This is a genomic window from Solimonas marina (assembly GCF_012241385.1).
In the GTDB taxonomy this organism is placed as follows: domain Bacteria; phylum Pseudomonadota; class Gammaproteobacteria; order Nevskiales; family Nevskiaceae; genus Solimonas; species Solimonas marina.
In genome coordinates this window covers 404,330-425,713 of the sequence record NZ_JAAVXB010000001.1, presented here as the reverse complement: position 1 = coordinate 425,713, position 21,384 = coordinate 404,330, and the positions used below count along the sequence as shown (strand labels likewise).

Here is a 21,384-nt window from a genome sequence, read left to right as displayed (position 1 = left end):
CGCAATTGTAGCGGCCGGGGGGCTCACGTAGGCTTCGCGCCCATGCGTGCCCTCTATACCGTGTTGCTGTATCTCGCGACGCCGTTCGTGTTGCTGCGCCTGCTGTGGCGCAGCCGCGCGCTGCCGGCCTATCGGCGCCGCTGGGGTGAGCGCTTCGGCTTCGTGACGCCGCCGCCGGCGCCGGTGGCGGTCTGGGTGCATGCGGTCTCGGTCGGCGAGACGCTGGCGGCATTGCCGATGATCCGTGCATTGGTCGCGCGCCACGGCGAGCGCCATGTCTGGGTGACGACGACGACGCCGACCGGTTCCGAGCGTGTACAGGCGCTGCTCGGTGAGGCGGTGGTCCACACCTATGCGCCGTACGACCTGCCGGATGTGGTCGCGCGCTTCATGCGCCGCGTGCGGCCGGCAAAGATCGTGGTGATGGAAACCGAACTGTGGCCGAATCTGCTGCGCGCGGCCGCGGCGCGCGAGATTCCGCTGTTTATCGTCAACGCGCGGCTGTCGCCGCGGTCGTTCCGCGGCTATTCGCGAGTGCCGGGCTTCGCGCGGCGCACGCTGGCCGACTGTGCACAGATCGCCGCGCAAAGCGATGCCGACGCCGAGCGCTTTCGTCAGCTTGGCGCCGCGCGCGTCGTGACCATGGGCAATATCAAGTTCGATCAGGCCGTGCCGGATGCGCAGGTGGCGCTGGGCCGCGCCTTGCGCGGCCGGCTTGGCGAGCGGCCGGTGTGGGTCGCGGCGAGCACCCACGAAGGCGAGGACGAGCTGCTGCTGGGCGCACATCGGCAGTTGCTGCAGACGCATGCCGATGCGGTGCTGCTGCTGGTGCCGCGCCATCCGCAGCGCTTCGATGCGGTGGCGCGGCTGATCGAGCGCGAGCGCTTTACCTTGCAGCGGCGCAGTGTGCTCGGTGCGCTCGATGGCAGTCCGGCGCCGATCGATGCACAGGTGCTGCTCGGTGACAGCATGGGCGAGATGTTCGCGTTCTTCGCGGCTGCCGATATCGCCTTTGTCGGCGGCTCGCTGGTGCCGGTCGGCGGTCACAACGTACTGGAGCCGGCGGCGCTCGGTTTGCCGGTGCTGTTCGGGCCGCAGATGCACAACTTCATTCAGGCCCGTGACCTGCTGCTCGACGCGCAGGGCGGTGTCGGCGTCGACGCAGCGAATCTGGCCGAGACGCTGCGCGCACTGTTCGACGATCCGGCGCGCCGCATCGCGCTCGGGGTGGCTGGTCGTGCAGTCGTCGCCGCCAATCGTGGCGCGCTGCAGAAACTGCTGACGGCGATCGGCGAAGTTTGAATCGTGAACCATGCCCCGAGCGGCGGCTGGCTTGTATTTATTTCGCATGCAAAATAAATTGCCGACTCCACAATTTTGGGAGTCGTCATTATGTCGACCGAAGCCACCCTCGAATTTGCCGCCGCTGACGGTTACCGGCTGAGCGGCAGCCTGCAGACGCCGGTGGCGCCACCGCGCGCCGCGATCGTGATCCATCCGGCGACCGGCGTGCCGGAACGCCTCTATCTGCCGCTGGCGCGCTTTCTTGCTGCGCACGGCCATGCGGTATTGACCTACGACTATCGCGGTATCGGTCGGTCCGCGCCGCCGTCGCTGCGGGGGTTCGACGCGCGCATGCGCGACTGGATGGAACAGGACGTCGCCGGTGCGACGCGGGTCTTGTCGGCGCGCTTTCCCGGCGTGCCGCTGCTGGCGATCGGCCACAGCGTCGGCGGTCACGCGCTCGGCATCAGCGAGGCCAGCGACAGCTTGCAGGCAGCGGCGTTGATCGCCAGCCATGCCGGCTATATCGGCAGCATCCGCGGGTGGGGCGAGCGCATGCGCGTGCGCGCGATGCTGATGCAGTTCGGACCGTTGCTGGTGCGTGCCTGCGGCTACCTGCCGTGGCGGCGGCTTGGGCTGGGCGAAGACCTGCCGGCCGGCGTCGCCCGCGAATGGATCGCCTGGTGCCGGTCGCCCGGCTATTTCTTCGACGATCCGACGCTAAGGGCGCAGGAACGTTTCGCGGCGCGGCGGCTGCCGCTGCTGGTGCTCGGCTTTACCGATGATCCGTGGGCGAATCCGCGGGCGATCGGTGCGCTGGTCCGCCACTTCACGCACTGTGCGATCGAGCGTCGCGAGATCGCGCCGGCCGACGTCGGCGCGCCGGCGATCGGCCACATGGGGTTCTTCCGCCAGCGCTTCAGCGACACGCTGTGGCCGCAGCTGCTGGCGTGGCTGGATGCGCAATTGCAGGTGGCGCCGCTGCCGGCGAGGAGCGCCGCCGCGACATAATGCGGCGATGAAGAAGGACATCGATCGCCGCCTGGTCTATCTGCTCAATGTCGGCCAGCGCCGCCTCAATCGCTGGATCGAGGCACGGCTCGCCGACAAGGGCATGGTGTCGTCGGCGCAGGCTGGTGCGCTGTTCTATCTGGCTCGTCAGGACGGCGCGTCAATCGGCGAACTGGCGCAGGCGCTCGATCTGGCGGCGTCGGCGATGACCGGTCTGGCCGATCGCATGGTGCGCATCGGCCTGCTGGAGCGGCGCCGCGATGCAAAGGACGGGCGCGCCGTGCGCCTGCACCTGACCGATGCCGGACGCGCCGCGCTGCAGGCGGCCAATGCCGAACTGGCGCCGCTCAATGCACGGCTGACGGACGGCTTCAGCGCGGCGGAGATCGATGTCGTCGCGCGTTGGCTGCGAAGTCTGCAGGGCAAGTTCGAGCCGCCGCGGGAGTCGTGAGCGCTTTGCCGCTACCATCGCGCCGATGACCGAACTCGTCGTATCCCGACCGGAGGGCCTGTACTGCCCGGCCGGCGATTTCTATATCGATCCGCACAAGCGTGTGACACGCGCCGTGGTCACCCATGCGCACGGTGATCACGTCAAGAACGGCTGCGCGCGCTACTGGACGGCAACGCCCGGCTATCGCCTGCTCAAAGAGCGGCTCGGCGCCGGCATGCAGGTCAGGCCGTACGACTACGGGCAGGTCTTCGAACTCGGCGACGCGCGCGTGTCGCTACACTCGGCCGGCCATATCCTCGGCTCGGCGCAGGTCCGCATCGAAGTCGGTGGCGAAGTCTGGGTCGTGTCGGGCGACTACAAGCGCGACGCCGATCCGAGCTGTGCGCCCTTCGACGTGCAGCGCTGCAACGTGTTCGTCACCGAGGCGACTTTCGCATCACCGCAATACGTCTGGCCGCCGGATGGTAGCGCCAGTGCACAGATTGCCGAGTGGTGGATGGCCAATCGCGCCGCCGGTCACGCCAGCGTCCTGTTCACCTACGCGCTCGGCAAGACGCAGCGCGTGTTGGCGGAACTGATGCGCCACGTCGGCGTCGACGAGACGGTTTATCTGCATCAGACCATGACCAAGCTGGTCGGCTTGTACCGACGCGAGGGCATCGCGATGCTACCGACGCGTGGCGTCAACGAATGCGGCGGCGGCTACGATTTTCGCGGCAGCCTGATCCTGGTGCCGCCACAGGCGTTCGGCACACCGTGGCTGCGACGGCTCGCGCCTTACCGCACCGGCTTCGCGTCGGGCTGGATGGGGGCGGACAACGGCCGCGCCGCCAAGTACGACCGCGGCTTCACACTGTCGGACCACGCCGATTGGCCGTCGCTGCTGCGCACCATCGAGCAGACCGGCGCCCGCCGCGTGCTGGCCATGCACGGCGACAGCCGCGTGCTCATCGACACCCTGCGCGCCCGCGGCCTGCAGGCCGATGCAATCGATACACCGCACTGACAAAAGCGGAACCGCAGATTACGCAGATTGGCGCAGACGAAAGGCGGGATGTGATGCACTCGTGCATCGGTATCGGTCTACGCACGACAGGCCCCCGCGGCGGCCTGTACCGCCACTGCAGCCTTGCCTGCGGGCGAACCGCGATTGCCGCAACGGGCGTCCGCGCTTTCTGCGCCTATCTGCGCAATCTGCGGTTCCTGCCGTTGGCTTTTCGCTTTAGCCGTCGATCTCGGACGCGTTGTTGATGATGCGGCCGACCAGACCGTATTCCTTGGCTTGCTGCGCGCTCATCCAGTAGTCGCGTTCGGTGTCGCGCTGAATGCGCTCGAGCGGCTGGCCGGTTTCGCGCGCGAAGATCTCGTTGAGGCGCAGGCGCATCAACACGATTTCCTTGGCCATGATCGCGATGTCCGACGCGGTGCCGCCAGCGCCGCCGGACGGCTGATGCAGCATGAAGCGGGTGTTCGGCAACGACAGGCGATTTTCCGGCTTGGCAGCCGAATAGATCAGGGCGCCGGCGCTGGCGACCCAGCCGGTGCCGATGACGCGCACCGTCGGCTTCACGAACTTGATCATGTCGTGAATCGTGTCGCCGGATTCGACGTGGCCGCCCTGGCTGTTGATGTAGATCGTGATCGGATCGTCCGACTCGGCGGCCAGCGCCAGCAGGCGCGCGCTGAAGGTTTCGGCCAGCTTCTGATTGATCGCGCCGTAGATCAGGATCGTGCGCGCCTTGAACAGGCGCTCGTCGAGTCCCGGCGTCTTCGGGGCGGCGGCCTTGGCGTCGGTTTCCTTCTCCGCCGTGCTGAAATCGCGGTCGATCATGTCGGTTTCCGGTGTCGGCGCGCGCACGCACGCCTGGGGTCAATGTATGGGTCGGTGAATTCTACTCTCGGTGGCCGCCGCCGTGCCGGCGCGGCCGCTCCGTTGCCCCTACCTTGGGGCGGCGGCCCGGCGGTGCAAGAGGCGTAAAAAAGGCGCCCGTCGCAACGGGCGCCTGGCCAATCTTAAGCCGACGACAGCGGACTTACGGGCTGGTCGTCGAGTCGCTGGTCGCCGCCGGATCGGTCTCGCGCACCCAGGTCTGGGTCCGGCCGAGCAGCGAAAAGCCGATGAAGCCACGCACGTCGAGCTTGTCGCCACCGTCTTCCAGCGACAGCTTGACGCCATAGGTCTTGCCCTTCTCCGGGTCGAGGATCTTGCCGCCGTCCCACTGGCTGCCGTCCTTCTTCACGCCCCACATGATCTCCATGCCTTCGATGGGCTTGCCCTTCTTGTCGCCATCGCACTTGTCGCAGGTCGGGTTCGGATGGGACGGATGCAGAATTTTGATGACCTTGCCGTGCAGCGTGCCGCCTTCATCGGTGATCTGCACCAAAGACTTGGCCTTGCCGGTCGAGTCGTCGATGGTCTTCCAGACGCCGACCGGGCTGTCGTTCGCGGCCCAGACATTGCCGACGAAGCAGGCCGTGCTGACGGCGGTTGCGGCGAGTATGACTTTCAGCGTACGCATTTCATCCTCCAAAAAATTGAAATTATGCTGTGTGCAGCATCGCCTGTGGCGATGAATCCGTTCTGAATTCCGCGTTGTTGCAGCGCAGCGCGCACGACGCTGGCCACAGCGGGCGTCGATTTCCTACTCGCATCCCGCAATACAGTCTCTAGAATGCCGCGGATGATCGATCCGGATTATTCGCCGCCGTCCGCTGTCCCTGACGATCCGTCCGCGATCCGCGCCGGCGAGTACGAGCGGCTGCTGACGCGCGATCCGCAGCGCTATGCAGACGCCGTCCATGCGATCAGCGCGTTCGGCGTCTGCATGATCGATCGCGATGGCCGGATCACCAGCTGGAACCGCGGCGCGTCGCGCCTCTGCGGCTGGCGCGATCGCGAAATCGTCGGCCGACCCTACGCCGACCTGTTCCCGAGCGACGTTGCGACCCCGACACCGGCGGCCAGCGGCACGACGCCGCAGCAAGCGCTGGATTTCGCGCGCACGCATGGTCACCTCCGCGGTGAGTCCCGACGCCGACGGCCCGACGCCAGCCAGTTCATCGTCGATGCGTCGCTGGATGTCGTGCGCACCGGCGGTGGCGAAATTCACGGCTTTGTCGAAGTCTTTCACGACATCACCGAACAGAAGATGCGGCAGAGCGAGCTTTATGAGCGCGCTACCCGCGACGGGCTGACGCAGCTGGTCAATCGCACGCACTTCATCGACATCGGCCGCCAGGAATTCGAGCGCGCCCGTCGGTTCGCCGAACCCCTGTCAGTCGTGCTGTTCGACGTTGATCACTTCCGCAAATTCAACGACACCGAAGGTGCCGACCTTGGCGATCGCGTGTTGGTGGCCGTGGCGTCGGCGCTGACCGAAGGCCTGCGCCGTATCGACACCGTCGGCCGCCTCGGCGGCGACGAGTTCGCGGTGCTGCTGCCGCGCTGTGACAAGGGTCCGGCGATGGAAATCGCCCAGCGCCTGCGCCTGCGCGTCTCCGAGGCGCGAGTGCAGACCGAGAGCGCGCGCATGGTCGGCGTGCAGGTCACCGGCGGCGTCGCGGCGCTGCGTCCGCTGACGCGTGACTTCGGCGAATTGATGCGCCAGGCCGACGCATCGCTGTTCAAAGCCAAGCGCGAGGGACGCAACGCCGTTCGCGCCTGGTTCGAGTAAGGCGCGGACTCGGCTGCTGCGCGTACCGATCTCGCGCCTTGCGTGCTCGCCGTACTCATGTACGACTGTGCGCGCAAGCCGCGACCTCGGCCCTGCTCTCGACGCCGACTCCACGCCTTACGCGGCGCGCCGCGAATCAATCTACGGCGCGGCCCGATCCTGCACCTGCGATGCTCGCCGTACTGATGTACGGCTGCGCTTCTCGGCACAGCCTCGGGCCTGCTCGCGACGATTGCTTCTCTCGCCATGGCCACCGCGCGTGATCATCGCGACCTCAGTGCTGTTGCGCGTGCCGATCCGGTGGTCTGTTTGCGGCGTCAGGATCGATGAAACTCATAGCCGTTCGCCCCGAGTGTTTCGCGCAGCGAAATGTATCGAGGGGCCTGCGTACGGCCGGTAGCAAACCCAGGGGGCCACGCCAACGACATTCCGCCGCGTTTGCCGTCGATGAAGAAAGACGCGGATTGCGCAGATAACGGGGCTGTTATCCCCACATTCTCAATCTGTGAAATCTGCGTAATCCATGGTTAAAAAGCTTTTGAAGCGGCGAGAACCTAGCCCGGCAGTTTGTAGTACTCCGGCCGGCCGGCGGTCCAGAGTTCGCCCCAGAGCTTGCCGCCGCCGTCGATCGTCAGCACTTCGCCCGTGATGAAGCGACCGCTGGATGCGGACAGGTAGATGCAGCCTTCGGCGATTTCCATGGCGGTGCCTGGGCGTTTCATCGGGTTGGCGAGCGGGAATTCCCTGACGGCTTCCGGGGGATAGACCGACAGACCTTCGGTGGCGGTCAGGCCGGGTGCAACGCAGTTGACGCGAATGCCCAGCGGCGCCCATTCGACGGCGACGGTGCGTGAGGCGCCGATGATGCCGGCACGCGCGGCGACGGTGTGCGCCACGCCCGGCATGCCGCGTTCGGTGACGACCACGACGTTGACGATCGACGCGCTGACACCCGTCGGCAGTGGATGTTCGCGCCAGTACTGCGCGGCGCGCTGCATCATGTACCAGCTGCCGTTGAGATTGTTATTGATCACGGCCGCCCAACCTTTGGGCGCATAGTCGATCGCCTGCTGCGGATACTGGCCGCCGGCATTGTTGACGACGCAGTCGAGCCGGCCCCAGGTGTCGTCGATGCGCGCAAACAAGGCCTCAACCTGCTCGGGTTCACGGACATTGGTCGGCACCGCGATCATCTCGGCGCCGCGTGCGCGCGCGAACTCGACGACGGCATCGAGCTTCTCGGCGGTACGCCCGCAGATCGCGACCTTGGCGCCCAGCCGCGCAAACAGCAGCGCCGTGGCGCGGCCAATACCGCTACCGCCACCGGAGACCAGCGCCACCTTGCCGGCGAACAGATCCGGCCGATACACCGTCTCCGCCGCCCACAGCGCCTCGGGCGTGTTCTGTTGTTCAGCTTGCTCTGGTGTCGTCGACATCTTCGTTAACCACAGATTGCACAGATTTCACAGACAAAAAGAAGAAAGCGGAACGCGCCACATCGCGCGCAAGCCGATTTCTTGCCGCGATATTCCAATTCACAGGGGATAGAGAATTAATCCGTGCAATCTGTGAAATCTGTGGTTGGATGCTTGTTGCTCAGCTTTTCAGCAGTTCGCCGGCAATGATCATCTTGCGCACTTCGGTCGTGCCGGCGCCGATTTCGAGCAGTTTGATCGAGCGGTACAGGCGGTTGATCTCGGACTCCCAGATGTAGCCGCTGCCGCCGTGTACCTGGATGGCGTGATTGAGCACCTTGTTCATGGTTTCGGCCACGTACATCACGCCAGCGGCCGTCAGTTTGTGAATGTCGCCGCGGCCGCCCTCGTTCTCGTCGACGACGTCGGCGGCGCGCAGCACCTGGTAGGTGTACAGGCGCATCGATTCGACCCAGACGTACATCTCGGCCAGCATCGACTGCACCATCTGGAAGTCGGCAATCGGCTTGCCGAATTGCTTGCGTTGGCGTGCGTAGTCGAGCGACAGCGTCAACGCGCGCTCGGCGATGCCGAGGCAGATCGGCGAGATCATCGCGCGTTCGAGGTCGAGGCCGGACATGACGATCTTCACGCCGCGATCTTCGCCACCGACCAGATTCTCGACCGGCACGCGGCACTCGTCGAACACCAGTTCAGCGGTCTGTGAGCCGCGAAAGCCCATCTTCACCAGTTTCTGCGCGACCGAGAATCCCGGAAAGTCCTTTTCGACGATAAATGCGGAAATGCCTTGCGAGCCCTTGTCCTTGTCGGTCTTGGCATAGACCAGCAAGACATCGGCGACCGGGCCGTTGGTGATGTAGATCTTGCGGCCGTTGAGGACGTAATGGCCGCCTTCGCGGCGCGCCGTGGTGCGCATCGAGCCGAGTGCATCGGAGCCGGCGCCCGGTTCGGTCAGGCCGAGCGCGCCGATCAGCGTGCCGCGGTTGAGTCCCGGCAGATACTTTTGCTTCTGCGCTTCGTTGGCATTGCGCAGGATGTTGTTCATGCAAAGGTTCTCGTGCGCGACCCAGGCCAGGCCCAGAGCGTGGTTCCAGCGCGAGAACGCTTGCAGGATGAGGCCGGACGTGAATACGCCGAGGCCGCTGCCGCCATAGGCTTCCGGTGCGGTGACGCCGAAATAGCCGGTCTCGCCAATCTTCGGAAAGATGTCCTGCGGCCACCATTCCTCGTCGTCCATGCGCTGCGCGAGCGGGTAGAGCTCGGCCTGTGCAAAGCGATCGGCAGTGCCGAGGATTTCAAGCTCGTCGGTCGTCAGGCCGGCGAATGCCTGCATGACGCTGGGACGGTCGGCGATGCCGGGAATGTCTGCCATATTTCTAAGAAAGCGCTGAACGGGTCGCGGAGGCCTGTGATCGTAGGCAGGCCCGCAAGCTCGGGCTTCGTCCGATTTGGTTAGGGGTTGAAGCCGCTGATCCGCTCTGCAGATGCCGGCTATCGCGCCGAAGCGGCTGTCGGCGGCGCGGCTGGGCATTCTGTGCTCACCCTGACTTTCGCCAGATGTGACCGTGAACCCCCAGGAGATCCAGTCGAGACGGCTCAACGTGCTCGTGCAGTGGCCGGCGCTCGCGGTATTGGCGCTCGGCCTCTTGTTGAGTGTTGTGGTCTATCGCTACGTCGAGCACACGACGGGGGCGACGCGCGAATCCCAGTTCGCACATGAATCGGCCGGTGTCGTCACCGCGGTTGGCGTGCGCCTGCAGGCCTACCAGCAGATCCTGCGTGGCGGCGCGGGCCTGTTTGCGGCGTCGGCCGAAGTCACGCGCGACGATTGGCGCCGCTATGTCGACAGCCTCGATGTGGCGAGCAGCTATCCGGGCGTTCAGGCCATCGCATTCGCGCGCCATGTGTCGCCGTCGGAGTTGCCGGCGCGCGAAAAGACCATCCGTGACGAGGGCTTTCCGGACTTTCGGGTGTTCCCGCTCGGTGAGCGCAGCGACTACACCGAAATCGAATTCATTGAGCCGTTCAATGCCCGCAATCAGCGGGCCTTCGGTTACGACATGTATTCGGAGCCGACTCGCCGTGCGGCGATGATGCAGGCCCGTGACTCGGGCAATCCGGCGCTGTCGGGGCCGGTGCAGTTGTTGCAGGAGGACGACCGCCACCCGCAGGTCGGCACGCTGCTCTATGTCCCGGTCTACAGCGCCGGCTATTCGCTGTACGACGCGGCGGCGCGGCGCTCGGCACTGATCGGCTATGTCTATGCGCCGTTTCGCATGGGCGATTTCATGCATCCGGTGCTCGCCGGTCGACCGGCCGGGCTAGGGGTGCGTGTGCGTGACGCGTCCGGTGGCATCTTGTTCGACGACATGTCGGAGGACAGCGCGAATGATCTGCATCAGTCGCTGAGCCTCGATGCGTATGGCCGCCGCTGGCAGTTCGAGTTTGCCGCGACGCCGGGCTTCGCGGCCGTGCACGACTGGGCCGGCATCGCGGCGCTGGTCGGCGGCATCGCCGGCAGCTTGCTGCTTGCGATGGTGACGTTTCTGCTCGCAACGGGGCGGCAGCGGGCGCGGACCATGGCGATGCAGATGACGGCAGCTCTGCGCGAGACCGAGGCCAATCAACGCGCCATCGTCGACAGTAGCGCCGAGGGGATTCTGACGATCGACACCAGCGGTATGGTGCTGACCTTCAATCGCGCCGCCGAGCTGATCTTTGGCTATCCGTCCGAGACCGTGATCGGCCGCAACGTGAAGATGCTGATGCCGGAGCGCTATCGCGGCGCACACGACGGGCACGTCTCTGGGCTGCTCAAGGAAACGCCGAGCGGCTTCATTGGCTTGCGCCGCGAAGTCGTCGGCCAGCGCGCGAACGGCGAAGAATTTCCGTTGTCGCTGTCGATCAATCTGATTGACGCGGTCGGCGCGCGCCGCTACGTCGGCGTGATCGCCGATATCAGCGAGCGCCGCGCCGCCGAAACGGCGCTGCGCCAGTCGGAGGAACGCTTCCGCCTGATGGTGGACTGCGTTGCCGACTACGCGATCTTCATGCTCGATCCGCAGGGTTGTGTCGCGACCTGGAACGAGGGTGCCGAGCGCATCAAGGGATATCGCACCGACGAAATTATCGGCCGCCACTACGCCTGCTTCTACTCCGAGGAAGACCAGCGCGCGGGACGGCCGGCGCGGGCGCTGGAAGTTGCGCGCCGTGACGGTTGCTTCAAGGACGAGCACTGGCGGGTGCGCAAGGACGGCTCGCGGTTCTGGGCCAGTCTGGTGCTGACGGCGGTGCGCGATCCGTCCGGCCGCCTGCTCGGCTTCGTCAAGGTCGCGCGCGATCTCAGCGAGCGGCGCGCCGGCGAGGAGGCGCTTGCCGAAGCGAACCGCTTCCGTCAGTCGATCCTCGATGCGGCGGCCTTCGGCATCGTCGCGACCGACGCGGATGGCCTGATCAGCTCGGTCAATCCGGCCGCCGAACGGCTGTGGTGGTATCGCCGCGACGAAATGATCGGGCGCTTGCATCTGCATGAGCTGGTCGACGGCGCCGACCTGCTGCAGCGCGCCGACGCGCTGAGCAAGGAGTTCGGCTCGCCGGTTGCCAATGACTTCCAGGCCCTGAAGGTGCGCGCCGATCGCGGTCTGACCGACGAACACGAGTGGATTTCACGGCGCAAGGATGGCTCGCTGGCGCCGGTCGAAATGGCGGTGACGGTGCGTCGCGACGCGGCCGGCAGCGTCATCGGCTATCTGGCGATGGCCTACGACATCACCGAGCGCCGCCGCCGCGAGGACTACATCCGCCATCTCGCGCATCACGATGCGCTGACGCAGCTGCCGAACCGCTCGCTGCTCAACGACCGTATGGCGGTCGCCATCTCGCGCGCACGACGGACGCGCAGCGAGGTCGGCGTGATGATGATCGATCTCGACAACTTCAAGCGCATCAACGATTCGCTCGGCCATCACGTCGGTGATCAGATTCTGCAGACGGTCGCGGCGCGCTTGCGCAACTGCGTGCGCGAAAGCGACTCGATCGCGCGCATGGGCGGCGACGAATTCTCGATTCTGCTACCGGACCTCGACGACGGCGGCGACGTCACGCGCATCGCGCAGGCGGTCATCGCGGCGATGAACAAGCCGGTTGTGGTGGGCGCGCATGAGTTGCACGTCACGGCCAGCGTCGGCATCAGCCGCTATCCGAATGACGGTGCCGATCCGGTGACGTTGCTGAAGAACGCCGACACGGCGATGTACAAGGCCAAGCTTGGCGGTCGCGCCAACTATCGGCTGTTCACGCACGAGATGCTGATCGAGGCCGAGGGCCGCATCATCATCGAAACCGAGCTGCGCCGCGCACTGGCGCGCGAAGAATTCGAGATGTTCTACGAGCCGCAGATCAGCCTGGCGACCGGTGAGGTGTCCGGCGTCGAGGCCCTGATTCGCTGGCGGCATCCGGAGCGCGGGCTGATCTCGCCGGCCGAATTCCTGCCGGTCGCCGAAGAGACCGGTCTGATCGTGCCGATCGGCTACTGGACCTTGCGTACCGCGTGCCACGAGGTCGTCGAGCTGCAAAAGCGCCTTGGCCAGCCGCTGACAGTAGCGGTCAATCTGTCGCCGAAGCAGTTTGCGCACCAGGATCTGATGGCGAACGTGCAGGCGGCGCTGCTGGCGTCCGGTCTGCCGGCGTCGCAGTTGGTGCTTGAAATCACCGAAGGCGCGCTGATGGCCGAATCCGACGACACGACGACGACGCTGGAGAGCTTGCGCATGCTCGGCTTGTCGATCGCCGTCGACGACTTCGGTACTGGCTACTCGAGCCTGTCGTACATCACGCGCTTCCCGATCGACCTGCTGAAGATCGATCGCAGCTTCGTGCGCGATATCTATGAAGATCCGGCCGACGCCGCGGTGGCACGCGCCATCATCGCGATGGCGCATGGCCTCAACATCCGCGTTGTCGCCGAAGGCGTCGAAACCGAAGCACAGCTGCTCTACTTGCGTGAACGGGCCTGTGACGCCGCGCAGGGCTATTTCATCGGCAAGGCGGCTCCCGCCAACGCGTTCACGATGCAGGGCTATCACTTCTGCAAGCCGGCGCCGGCGTCCGAACTGCCGTCGAAGATCATCGAGCTGCGCCGCGCCAGAGAGATCTGACGCGCTCAGGCGATGTCTTCGAGCTCGATGGCGCCGAGATCGTCGAGCAGGGCAGGCAGGCTGCGACGCAGCGCCGGTAGTTGCTGCCGCCAGTCTCGTGCGGCATCGAGCAAGGGTTCGGGCCGGCGCAGCCGCGATGCGGTGCGCAGGACGGCGCGATCGATGCCCTCGGCCTGAGCATAGGACAGCAGCAGATCGCTGAAGCCGCGGGCGGAACTGCGCCGCCCGCCGGCCTGTTCGAACCACGGTGCGGCGCCGGCGATCGCGGCGCCGGCGCGCGTGCAGAATGCCGGCAAGGGCTCGTCGCTGTAGCGGCCCCAGTCCAAGGCCAGCGCATGATCGTAGGCAAGGTCAAGAACGATGCCGGCATAGCGACGCTGCCCGTCAGGATAGCCGCCGCGCAGGTGGACCACCGCCGGGTGCCGATCGGTCGCCGCATCGATGCGCCGGTGTTGGCGCACGGCGATCGCGATCGGTGCCGGGTACGCGGACAGATCGCCGCCGCGAATCACGTCGCCGAGAATGCTGCCGGCCAGCGATGCGCCGCGGCGTTCGGCAAGCCAGAGATGCGCGAGAAAATTCACCGGCGTCTGGCGGCTGTGGTGAAGCGAAGGAACGGCGGCATGGCACGGAGCGGGTCTTGATGCAGTCCCCAGTATGCAGCCCCGGATGCCGTCGTGCGTGGACGCGGTGTCGCGCGTCACTCGCCGACGCTGTCGCCTGCCGGGCCCTCGAATTGTGTCGGGCTGCGATAGAGCAGCACACGGTTGCGTCCGTGACGCTTGGCGGCGTACAGCGCCTGATCGGCTCTGTCAACCATGCTGCGCGCGCTTTCGCCGAGCGCCGCGCCGGCGATGCCGATGGACACGGTCACGCACAGGCCTTCGGCGAGCCGTGCCCAGTCATGGCGGGCCACGGCGCGGCGCACGCGGTCGGTGATGGCCAGCGCGGCATCGGCGTTGGCGCCGGGCAGCAGCAACAGGAATTCCTCGCCCCCGTATCGGCCGACGACGTCGCCGGGGCGGATGACGTCGCGTACCGTCTCGGCGAAGCGGCGCAACACGTCGTCACCGATCGCGTGTCCGTAGCGGTCGTTGATCTGCTTGAAGTGATCGAGGTCGAGCATCGCGACGCTGAAGATGTTCAGCCCGCACTGCCGCTCGATCAGATTCCAGACCGGCGTTCGTCGCAACGTGCCGGTCAGACTGTCGTGCAGGGCCAGATACTGGATCTGCTGCGAGGCGTCCGCCAGCTCGCGATTGCGCTGATGCAGGGTGCGCCGCAGTCGGTTGCCGTACCAGCCGATCATGCAGCAGCGCAGCAGCACGGAGGCGAAGGCCAGCCAGCCCAGTAGCTGCTCGGTCGGCGTCGCGCCGGGGATTTCCAGATGCGTGCCGAGCCAAAGGCGGTCGATGGTGCCGACCAGCATGACGAGCACGAAGCTGGTCAGCATCTGTTTGAGCCGCAGCCGCAGCGCTGCGAATGAGAACGCCATGAACAGCAGCATCAGGAAGTAGAACGCCAACGGCTCGCAATACAGGGAAAAGCCCATGACGGTCAGCGACGAAACCAGCAGCTGCGATCGTGTCAGTGCCGGATCACGCCGGCGCTGCGACCAGTCGCTGCGCAGCAGGATATAGAAAACCAGAATGCTGCAGCCGGTGACGAGGGCGTAGAGCACCGGGACCACGGCGCTGACGATGCCGGCGTGCGCAAAAGCAGCGAGCAGCACGACGTCGACGCTGACGCTGGCGGCAATATGCCCGAGCAAGCGCCACGGCCGTCTTTTCGAGGGTGCCGCCGTTGGGATCGTCGCCCCGCCGACCACGGCTTCCAGCTGATTCATGTTCTCCACCCGCAGTTTTCAGGCCGGACCGCGATGGCGACGCCGGCTTACGGGTTTTCGGCATTTTCGCTGTCAGTCTTGAGCGGCGAGGGCGTCGATCAGGCCCCATTCGAGCGCCTGTTCACTACCGATCGGCTGGCCGCATAGGCCGAGCCAGGCGGTGCGCTGGCGACCGATGCGGCGGCTGATGCTGACGCAGCCGCCGGCGCCGGGAATCAGGCCGAACTTCAGCTCCGGCAGTTGAAACCACGCATCGGCACGCGCGATCAGGCGGCCGGCAAACGCCGGAAATTCGATGCCCGAGCCGATGCAGGCACCGTGCACGGTCACGGTACTGCGCGTGGCGATCGTCGCCAGTACCCGGCCCGGCAGTGCCAGGCTGCGGACCAGATGCGCCGTCGCCGGATCCGGTGCTGAGCCAAATTCGCGCAGATCACCGCCGGTCGAAAAGCACTTGCCGCGACCGCGGATTTCAATGTGCGCGATGTCGGTGTCGATGACCGCCAGCTGCAGCGCTTCGCATAACGCGTCGCGCATTTCGACTGTCATCGCGTTGCGGTTGGACGGCCGGTTCAAGGTCAGCATCAGCCGCTCGCCGTCACGTTCGGCGATCACCGCCGGGCCGTGGTCGCCGGCAGCCGGTGGTGTCGGCGGATGCGCATCGCGCCACGCGCGAAATTCCGGGCCGTTCTGCAGCGTTGCGTAGGCCAGCGATTCGGCGACCAGCGCGTCGCTCAGCGACAGCGACGGCAGGAGGCGTAGCAACTGCACGAAGCTCATTGCCGCGATCGGCGCGCGCGTGGCCGTCGCCAGCAGCGGTGCCGCCGCCGCCGCCGCATCGACGTGGCAATCGCAGGCCAGGGCCAGCGAGGCATCGGCCGCACCGCCGATCCCGATGACAGGCGCCGGTAACGTACGCAGCCAGTCGACGACGATCGGGTCCGGCGAGGCCGGTGCGCCGTCCAGTGTCAGCAGCAACGCCGGCGCCGCCAGCGGGCCATAAACGGTGCGTTCGTGCTGGCGCGCCAGCACCAGAGCAGTGTCGTAGTTCAGAAGCTCGGCGGGGCTTGGCATGCCGGCACGCTACGGTGACCGCGCCACGTCGGCAAGCCTTCAGCGTGTGCCGCGCTGCAGGAGACGGAAAAATCCGTAGGACGGGTCTTCAGGGCCCGGCCGGCCGATGTGCGCGCCGGCCAGAAACGGGTGATCGAGGTCGATACGGCTCGGGTCGGCCGAATAAGCCCAGTCGGCAACGATGGCCCGGTGGCTGAATTTCCAGACGCCGTCGCGCTTCTCGTACTTGTCGAAGTAGCGGCCGCCGATCAGCACGTCGTAATGCTGTGTGCCGCTTTTGACCTGGTGCATCGCGATCAGATAGATCTCGCCCTCGGCGAGGTCGCCGTCGAGCTTGAGGTTCACCGTCGTCACGTTGTGATGCAGCACCGCCATCGGCGTCTGGATCTGCGGCAGGCGGTCGAGGAATTCCTTGGCCGGACCCTTGGCGAACTGGCCGTGCTCGTCGATCGCGTCGTCGTGATAGAGCGTACGCATCTTGTCGAAGTCGTGGCGGTCGGCGGCATTGCAGTAAGCCATGACCAATTCATGGATGGCCTGCTTGTCGAGCAGCACTTCGAGCTGGCGTTCGAGGTCTTCGCGCATCGGTCCCCTCCGGTCGATGCGCGCACGCTAGCACCGCGGCGGGGCGGCTACGTACCTCTGAACGGATGAAGCAACCGGACTTGCCGCAGGAACGCCGACCTCGCCACGGCAGCGCTTTCAACCACAGACGACACAGACGACGAGGAAACAGCCTTTCGCTGCGATCTGCGCCAATCTGCGTCATCTGCGGTTAAAGGCTTTTCGGTGCTGCCGGCAATGCCGAGCGACGCTCTTACATGTTGCGCCGGTAGCGTCCGCCGACTTCGAACAACGTCTGGGAAATCTGCCCGAGCGAGCAGACGCGCACCGCGTCCATCAGCACCTCGAAGACATTGTCGTTGTGGATCACGGCGTCGCGCAGGCGCTGCAGCATGGCCGGCGTGGCGTCGGCGTTGCGGGAGTGGAAGTCCTTGAGGCGGTCGAGCTGCGACTGTTTCTCGGCTTCCGTCGAACGCGCCAGCTCGATCTCCTGCAGCGTGTCGTCGCCATTCGGGTTGCGGAAGGTGTTGACGCCGATGATCGGCAGCGACCCGTCGTGCTTCTTGTGTTCGTAGTACAGCGACTCTTCCTGAATCTTGCCGCGCTGGTAGCCGGTTTCCATCGCACCGAGCACGCCGCCACGCGAGGCGATGGCCTCGAACTCCTTGAGCACGGCTTCTTCGACGAGGTCGGTCAGCTCGTCGATGATGAAGCTGCCCTGCAGCGGATTTTCGTTCTTGGACAGGCCGAATTCGCGATTGATGATCAGCTGGATCGCCATCGCGCGGCGTACCGATTCCTCGGTCGGCGTGGTGATGGCTTCGTCGTAGGCGTTGGTGTGCAGCGAGTTGCAGTTGTCCTGAATCGCCAGCAGCGCCTGCAGCGTCGTGCGGATGTCGTTGAAATTCATCTCCTGCGCATGCAGCGAGCGACCCGACGTCTGCACGTGGTACTTGAGCTTCTGGCTGCGCTCGTTGCCGCCGTAGCGCTGCTGCATCGCCACTGCCCAGATGCGCCGCGCGACGCGGCCGATCACGGTGTACTCGGGGTCCATGCCGTTCGAGAAGAAGAACGACAGGTTGGGCGCGAACTCGTCGATCTTCATGCCGCGCGCCAGATACGACTCGACATAAGTGAAGCCGTTGGCGAGCGTGAAGGCGAGCTGGCTGATCGGGTTCGCGCCGGCCTCGGCGATGTGATAGCCGGAAATCGACACCGAGTAAAAGTTCTGCACGCGGTGGTCGACGAAGTACTGCTGGATGTCGCCCATCATCTTCAGCGCGAACTCGGTGCTGAAGATGCAGGTGTTCTGGCCCTGGTCTTCCTTGAGGATGTCGGCCTGCACGGTGCCACGCACGGTCGACAGCGCCTTGGCCTTCAGTGCCGCGTGCTCGTCGGCATTCGGTGCGCGGCCCTGGCTGGCGGTGAACTGCTCGACCTGCTGGTCGATCGCGGTGTTCATGAACATTGCCAGGATCATCGGCGCCGGACCGTTGATGGTCATCGATACCGACGTCGTCGGCGCGCACAGATCGAAGCCCGAATACAACACCTTCATGTCGTCGAGCGTGGCGATCGACACGCCGGAGTTGCCGACCTTGCCGTAGATGTCGGGGCGCAGGTCAGGGTTGGCGCCGTACAGCGTCACCGAGTCGAACGCGGTCGACAGGCGGTGCGCCGGCATGCCCTCGGACACGTGCTTGAAACGGCGGTTGGTGCGGAACGCATCGCCTTCGCCGGCGAACATGCGTGTCGGGTCTTCACCCTCGCGCTTGAACGGAAACACGCCGGCCGTGAACGGGAAGTAGCCCGGCAGGTTTTCCTTCATCAGGAAGCGCAGCGTCTCGCCGTCATCCTCGAAGCGTGGCAGCGAGACCTTGCGGACCTTGGTGCCGGACAGCGATTCGGTGGTCTGCTTGGTGCGGATTTCCTTGTCGCGAATTCTCACGACATCTTCGTCCTGCGCATAGCGTTGCTGCACGGCCGGCCACTTTTCGAGCAACGCGCGCGCTTGCGAAGTCAGCTCGCCGTCCTTGGCCGAAATCATCTCGTCGAAACCGCTCAACGGCTTGCCACTGGCCTCGAACAGCGCACGGACCGTGCGCAGCGACTGGCGCTCGCGCGCGGCGCGCGCCTGACGCGCGATGTCCTTGTGGTAGCCGCGGACGGTGTCGGCAATCTCGGCCAGATAGCGCACACGATCGGCGGGCACGATGGCACGACTTTCCGACGACGCCTTGACCGTTGCCTTCGGCAGGGCGCCGGCTGTGAGCTTCAGGCCTTGCGAGGCCAGCCGGCTGGCGATCGCTTGGTACAGCGCGGTGACCCCGTCGTCGTTGAAGCGCGAGGCCATCGTGCCGTAGACCGGCATGTCGTCCGGGCGCACCATGAACAGCTCGCGATTGCGCTGGTATTGCTTGCGCACGTCGCGCAGCGCGTCCGAGGCGCCCTTGCGGTCGAACTTGTTGATCGCGACGAAGTCGGCGAAGTCGAGCATGTCGATCTTCTCGAGCTGCGAGGCGGCGCCGAACTCCGGCGTCATCACATACAGCGAGGTGTCGACGAACGGCACGATGGCCGCATCGCCCTGGCCGATGCCGGAGGTTTCGACGATGATCAGGTCGAAGCCCGACAGTTTGCACGCGGCGATCACGTCCGGCAGCGCCGCCGACAGTTCGCTGCCGGTGTCGCGCGTCGCCAGCGAGCGCATGTAGACCATGTCCTCGCCTTCGGTCCACGGCTCGATCGCGTTCATGCGGATACGGTCGCCGAGCAGCGCACCGCCGGTGCGCTTGCGCGACGGGTCGATCGACACGATCGCGATGCGCAGCGCGTCGCCCTGGTCAAGGCGCAGCCGCAGCACCAGTTCGTCGGTCAACGACGATTTGCCGGCGCCGCCGGTGCCGGTGATGCCCAGCGTCGGCGTTCCGATCTCGGCGGCCGCCTGACGCAGTTCGTCCTTGATGCCCTGCGGATAGCTGTCGTTCTCGATCGCGGTAATGACCCGCGCCAGAGCGCGGCGGTCGCCGCTGCGCAACGCCGCCAGCGCGTCACCGCCGCTTGGCGCCAGCGCGGCAACGTCGTAGTCGCAGCCCCGCAGCACGTCGTTGATCATGCCCTGCAGGCCCATCACCGCGCCGTCTTCCGGCGAGTACAGGCGGGTGACGCCGTAGTCCATCAGCTCCTTGATCTCGGCCGGCACGATGACGCCGCCGCCGCCGCCGTAGACCTTGATGTTCTCGCCGCCATTGGCGCGCAGCAGGTCGATCATGTAGCGAAAGAATTCGCTGTGGCCGCCCTGATACGAGGTGATGCACAGGCCCTGGGCATCTTCCTGCAGCGCGGCGTTGACGATCTCGCCAACCGAGCGGTTGTGGCCGAGGTGGATAACTTCGGCGCCGGTCGACTGCAGGATGCGGCGCATGATGTTGATCGTCGCGTCGTGACCGTCGAACAACGAGGTCGCGGTGACGAAGCGCACCTTGTGCTGGGTCTTGTACGGCTTGTTGGCCGGCGCAACGGAGAGGTCGTTCATTCTGGCGGATCCCGGCCCGCAGCCTGTGCGGAGCCTAAGTCGTGGACGATTGACGATTCTAGGAGCCGGCCGGTATCGCAGCGATGCCGAAAAAGATCGTGACGTTTGATCGAATTTGCCATAATTTCCACCCCGTTCGGACGACCGGCGGAAATTCGTAAAGGTATGATCACGATCGAAAAAGGTAGTGTGGCGATCGCCTTCGTCGAAGAGGCGTTGGTGGCGGTGATCGCGGCCGGCCACGATCCGCGGCCGTTGCTGCAGCGTGCCGGCATCGATCCGGACCTGCGTGGGCACGCCGATGCGCGTGTGCCGGCCGACGCCTTCGGCCATCTGTGGCTGGCGATTACCGACGCGCTCGGCGACGAATTCTTCGGCCTCGACGCGCGGCGCTGGAAGCACGGCAGCTTCGCGACGCTGACGCATCTGACGCTGCATACGCGGACCTTGCGCGAAGCGCTGCAGCGCGGCACGCGGCTGATGAACCTGCTGCTCGACAACACACGTGTCGAGTTTGATACCGAGCACGGCGTCGTCACGCTGCGCTTCATCGATTGCGGCATGGCCGACCTGCAGCGCCGGCGCTTCGCGCACGAAACGCTGTTCGTCGTGCTGCATGGCCTGTTGTGCTGGCTGACGGCGCGGCGCATCCCGATGCAGGCGGCGCGCTTTGCCTATCCGCAACCGCCATGGTGGCGCGAATATCTGGCGGTTTATGCCGGCGACGTCGGGTTCGACGCGGTGCAGACCACGTTCACCTTCGACGCCTTGCTGCTCGAAGCGCCGGTCGTGCAGACCGAGCGCAGCGCCAAGGATTTTCTGCAACGCGCGCCGCGCAATTTCATCGTCAAGTACAAGAATCCCAAAAGCCTCGCGGTGCGCATCCGCCGCCGCCTGCGTGCGGCGCCGCCCGACGCCTGGCCCGGCTTCGAGACGCTGGCGGGCGAGTTCGGCATGAGTCCGTCGACGCTGCGCCGTCGGCTCGATGACGAAGGCCAGTCGTTTCGTGCGATCCGCGACGCGCTGCGCCGCGACATGGCGATCCGCCAGCTGACGCGCACGCAGCAGACGGTCGGCGATATCGCGCAGGCGCTGGGCTTCGCCGAGCCGAGTGCCTTTCACCGGGCGTTCCGGCAATGGACCGGCGTCAGCCCCGGCGATTACCGGCGGCAGTCCGATCTCGCCGGCGCTTGAGCGCGATGTTCGAGCCCGATTTGGCATAGCGCTTGCTCCGCCCCGTGCCGCGACGCGACGCGACGCTCGCAGCGCATCACATCGTGTTGCCGGGTGAGCGCAGGGCATCAATCATCAATCGGCGTACTGCAGCGGTGCGCTCAAAGCGAGAGAATC

General features: G+C 65.8%; 16 protein-coding genes. 7 read left to right on the top strand and 9 right to left on the bottom strand.

Annotation, left to right across the window (positions count from 1 at the left end; translation table 11 throughout):
* The first annotated feature begins 42 nt into the window (after positions 1 to 42).
* The 4 genes from waaA (at position 43) to G7Y82_RS01820 (ending at position 3,755) form a co-directional block, all read left to right on the top strand.
* The gene (gene waaA, locus G7Y82_RS01835) at positions 43 to 1,302 is read left to right on the top strand and encodes a lipid IV(A) 3-deoxy-D-manno-octulosonic acid transferase (protein ID WP_168146283.1); all 1,260 of its coding nucleotides are present in this window, start codon (positions 43 to 45) and stop codon (positions 1,300 to 1,302) included.
* A gap of 90 nt (positions 1,303 to 1,392) precedes the next feature.
* Positions 1,393 to 2,295: an alpha/beta hydrolase family protein gene (locus G7Y82_RS01830; RefSeq protein WP_168146282.1), complete on the top strand. Its 903-nt coding sequence runs from the start codon at positions 1,393 to 1,395 to the stop codon at positions 2,293 to 2,295.
* 7 nt (positions 2,296 to 2,302) lie between these two features.
* Positions 2,303 to 2,746, top strand: a complete 444-nt coding sequence (locus tag G7Y82_RS01825) for a MarR family winged helix-turn-helix transcriptional regulator (protein ID WP_168146281.1) — start codon at positions 2,303 to 2,305, stop codon at positions 2,744 to 2,746.
* A 25-nt stretch (positions 2,747 to 2,771) separates the two neighbouring features.
* The gene (locus G7Y82_RS01820; protein WP_168146280.1) at positions 2,772 to 3,755 is read left to right on the top strand and encodes a ligase-associated DNA damage response exonuclease; all 984 of its coding nucleotides are present in this window, start codon (positions 2,772 to 2,774) and stop codon (positions 3,753 to 3,755) included.
* 216 nt (positions 3,756 to 3,971) lie between these two features.
* Here the strand turns inward: G7Y82_RS01820 and G7Y82_RS01815 are convergent, their stop codons facing one another.
* The gene (locus G7Y82_RS01815) at positions 3,972 to 4,580 is read right to left on the bottom strand and encodes an ATP-dependent Clp protease proteolytic subunit (protein WP_168146279.1); all 609 of its coding nucleotides are present in this window, start codon (positions 4,578 to 4,580) and stop codon (positions 3,972 to 3,974) included.
* 202 nt (positions 4,581 to 4,782) lie between these two features.
* The gene (locus G7Y82_RS01810; RefSeq protein ID WP_168146278.1) at positions 4,783 to 5,268 is read right to left on the bottom strand and encodes a DUF2147 domain-containing protein; all 486 of its coding nucleotides are present in this window, start codon (positions 5,266 to 5,268) and stop codon (positions 4,783 to 4,785) included.
* A 162-nt stretch (positions 5,269 to 5,430) separates the two neighbouring features.
* On the opposite strand from G7Y82_RS01810, the gene G7Y82_RS01805 reads away from it, so the two are divergent.
* Complete coding sequence (locus tag G7Y82_RS01805; protein ID WP_168146277.1) at positions 5,431 to 6,423, top strand: sensor domain-containing diguanylate cyclase; 993 nt, start codon at positions 5,431 to 5,433, stop codon at positions 6,421 to 6,423.
* Between the two features lie 554 nt (positions 6,424 to 6,977).
* On the opposite strand, the gene G7Y82_RS01800 is transcribed toward G7Y82_RS01805, so the two are convergent.
* Positions 6,978 to 7,859: an SDR family NAD(P)-dependent oxidoreductase gene (locus G7Y82_RS01800; RefSeq protein WP_168146276.1), complete on the bottom strand. Its 882-nt coding sequence runs from the start codon at positions 7,857 to 7,859 to the stop codon at positions 6,978 to 6,980.
* Positions 7,860 to 8,019: 160 nt separating this feature from the next.
* Positions 8,020 to 9,231, bottom strand: a complete 1,212-nt coding sequence (locus G7Y82_RS01795) for an acyl-CoA dehydrogenase family protein (RefSeq protein WP_168146275.1) — start codon at positions 9,229 to 9,231, stop codon at positions 8,020 to 8,022.
* A 193-nt stretch (positions 9,232 to 9,424) separates the two neighbouring features.
* On the opposite strand from G7Y82_RS01795, the gene G7Y82_RS01790 reads away from it, so the two are divergent.
* Positions 9,425 to 13,015 (top strand): bifunctional diguanylate cyclase/phosphodiesterase, encoded by a 3,591-nt coding sequence (locus G7Y82_RS01790; RefSeq protein ID WP_168146274.1) that lies wholly within the window; start codon positions 9,425 to 9,427, stop codon positions 13,013 to 13,015.
* Between the two features lie 5 nt (positions 13,016 to 13,020).
* Here the strand turns inward: G7Y82_RS01790 and G7Y82_RS21825 are convergent, their stop codons facing one another.
* The 5 genes from G7Y82_RS21825 to icmF form a co-directional block, all read right to left on the bottom strand.
* Positions 13,021 to 13,599, bottom strand: a complete 579-nt coding sequence (locus G7Y82_RS21825; protein ID WP_168146273.1) for an ACP phosphodiesterase — start codon at positions 13,597 to 13,599, stop codon at positions 13,021 to 13,023.
* A 116-nt stretch (positions 13,600 to 13,715) separates the two neighbouring features.
* Positions 13,716 to 14,861: a GGDEF domain-containing protein gene (locus G7Y82_RS01780; RefSeq protein ID WP_168146272.1), complete on the bottom strand. Its 1,146-nt coding sequence runs from the start codon at positions 14,859 to 14,861 to the stop codon at positions 13,716 to 13,718.
* Positions 14,862 to 14,933: 72 nt separating this feature from the next.
* Positions 14,934 to 15,935, bottom strand: coding sequence for an enoyl-CoA hydratase/isomerase family protein (locus tag G7Y82_RS01775; protein ID WP_168146271.1), 1,002 nt, complete (start codon positions 15,933 to 15,935; stop codon positions 14,934 to 14,936).
* A 39-nt stretch (positions 15,936 to 15,974) separates the two neighbouring features.
* On the bottom strand, positions 15,975 to 16,520 hold the full coding sequence (locus tag G7Y82_RS01770; protein WP_168146270.1) for a nuclear transport factor 2 family protein: 546 nt from the start codon (positions 16,518 to 16,520) through the stop codon (positions 15,975 to 15,977).
* A gap of 232 nt (positions 16,521 to 16,752) precedes the next feature.
* Positions 16,753 to 20,034, bottom strand: a complete 3,282-nt coding sequence (gene icmF / locus G7Y82_RS01765) for a fused isobutyryl-CoA mutase/GTPase IcmF (protein WP_168146269.1) — start codon at positions 20,032 to 20,034, stop codon at positions 16,753 to 16,755.
* Positions 20,035 to 20,199: 165 nt separating this feature from the next.
* Between icmF and G7Y82_RS01760 the strand changes: the two genes are divergently transcribed.
* On the top strand, positions 20,200 to 21,228 hold the full coding sequence (locus tag G7Y82_RS01760; RefSeq protein WP_168146268.1) for an AraC family transcriptional regulator: 1,029 nt from the start codon (positions 20,200 to 20,202) through the stop codon (positions 21,226 to 21,228).
* Positions 21,229 to 21,384: the final 156 nt, after the last annotated feature.

Coding starts and splice junctions, on each gene's coding strand:
- G7Y82_RS01820 (WP_168146280.1), top strand. CDS start 2,772: ATGACCGAACTCGTCGTATCCCGACCGGAGGGCCTGTACTGCCCGGCC.
- G7Y82_RS01760 (WP_168146268.1), top strand. CDS start 20,200: ATGATCACGATCGAAAAAGGTAGTGTGGCGATCGCCTTCGTCGAAGAG.
- G7Y82_RS01775 (WP_168146271.1), bottom strand. CDS start 15,935: ATGCCAAGCCCCGCCGAGCTTCTGAACTACGACACTGCTCTGGTGCTG.
- waaA (WP_168146283.1), top strand. CDS start 43: ATGCGTGCCCTCTATACCGTGTTGCTGTATCTCGCGACGCCGTTCGTG.
- G7Y82_RS01770 (WP_168146270.1), bottom strand. CDS start 16,520: ATGCGCGAAGACCTCGAACGCCAGCTCGAAGTGCTGCTCGACAAGCAG.
- G7Y82_RS01815 (WP_168146279.1), bottom strand. CDS start 4,580: ATGATCGACCGCGATTTCAGCACGGCGGAGAAGGAAACCGACGCCAAG.
- G7Y82_RS01830 (WP_168146282.1), top strand. CDS start 1,393: ATGTCGACCGAAGCCACCCTCGAATTTGCCGCCGCTGACGGTTACCGG.
- G7Y82_RS01805 (WP_168146277.1), top strand. CDS start 5,431: ATGATCGATCCGGATTATTCGCCGCCGTCCGCTGTCCCTGACGATCCG.
- icmF (WP_168146269.1), bottom strand. CDS start 20,034: ATGAACGACCTCTCCGTTGCGCCGGCCAACAAGCCGTACAAGACCCAG.
- G7Y82_RS01795 (WP_168146275.1), bottom strand. CDS start 9,231: ATGGCAGACATTCCCGGCATCGCCGACCGTCCCAGCGTCATGCAGGCA.
- G7Y82_RS01780 (WP_168146272.1), bottom strand. CDS start 14,861: ATGAATCAGCTGGAAGCCGTGGTCGGCGGGGCGACGATCCCAACGGCG.
- G7Y82_RS01810 (WP_168146278.1), bottom strand. CDS start 5,268: ATGCGTACGCTGAAAGTCATACTCGCCGCAACCGCCGTCAGCACGGCC.
- G7Y82_RS01800 (WP_168146276.1), bottom strand. CDS start 7,859: ATGTCGACGACACCAGAGCAAGCTGAACAACAGAACACGCCCGAGGCG.
- G7Y82_RS01825 (WP_168146281.1), top strand. CDS start 2,303: ATGAAGAAGGACATCGATCGCCGCCTGGTCTATCTGCTCAATGTCGGC.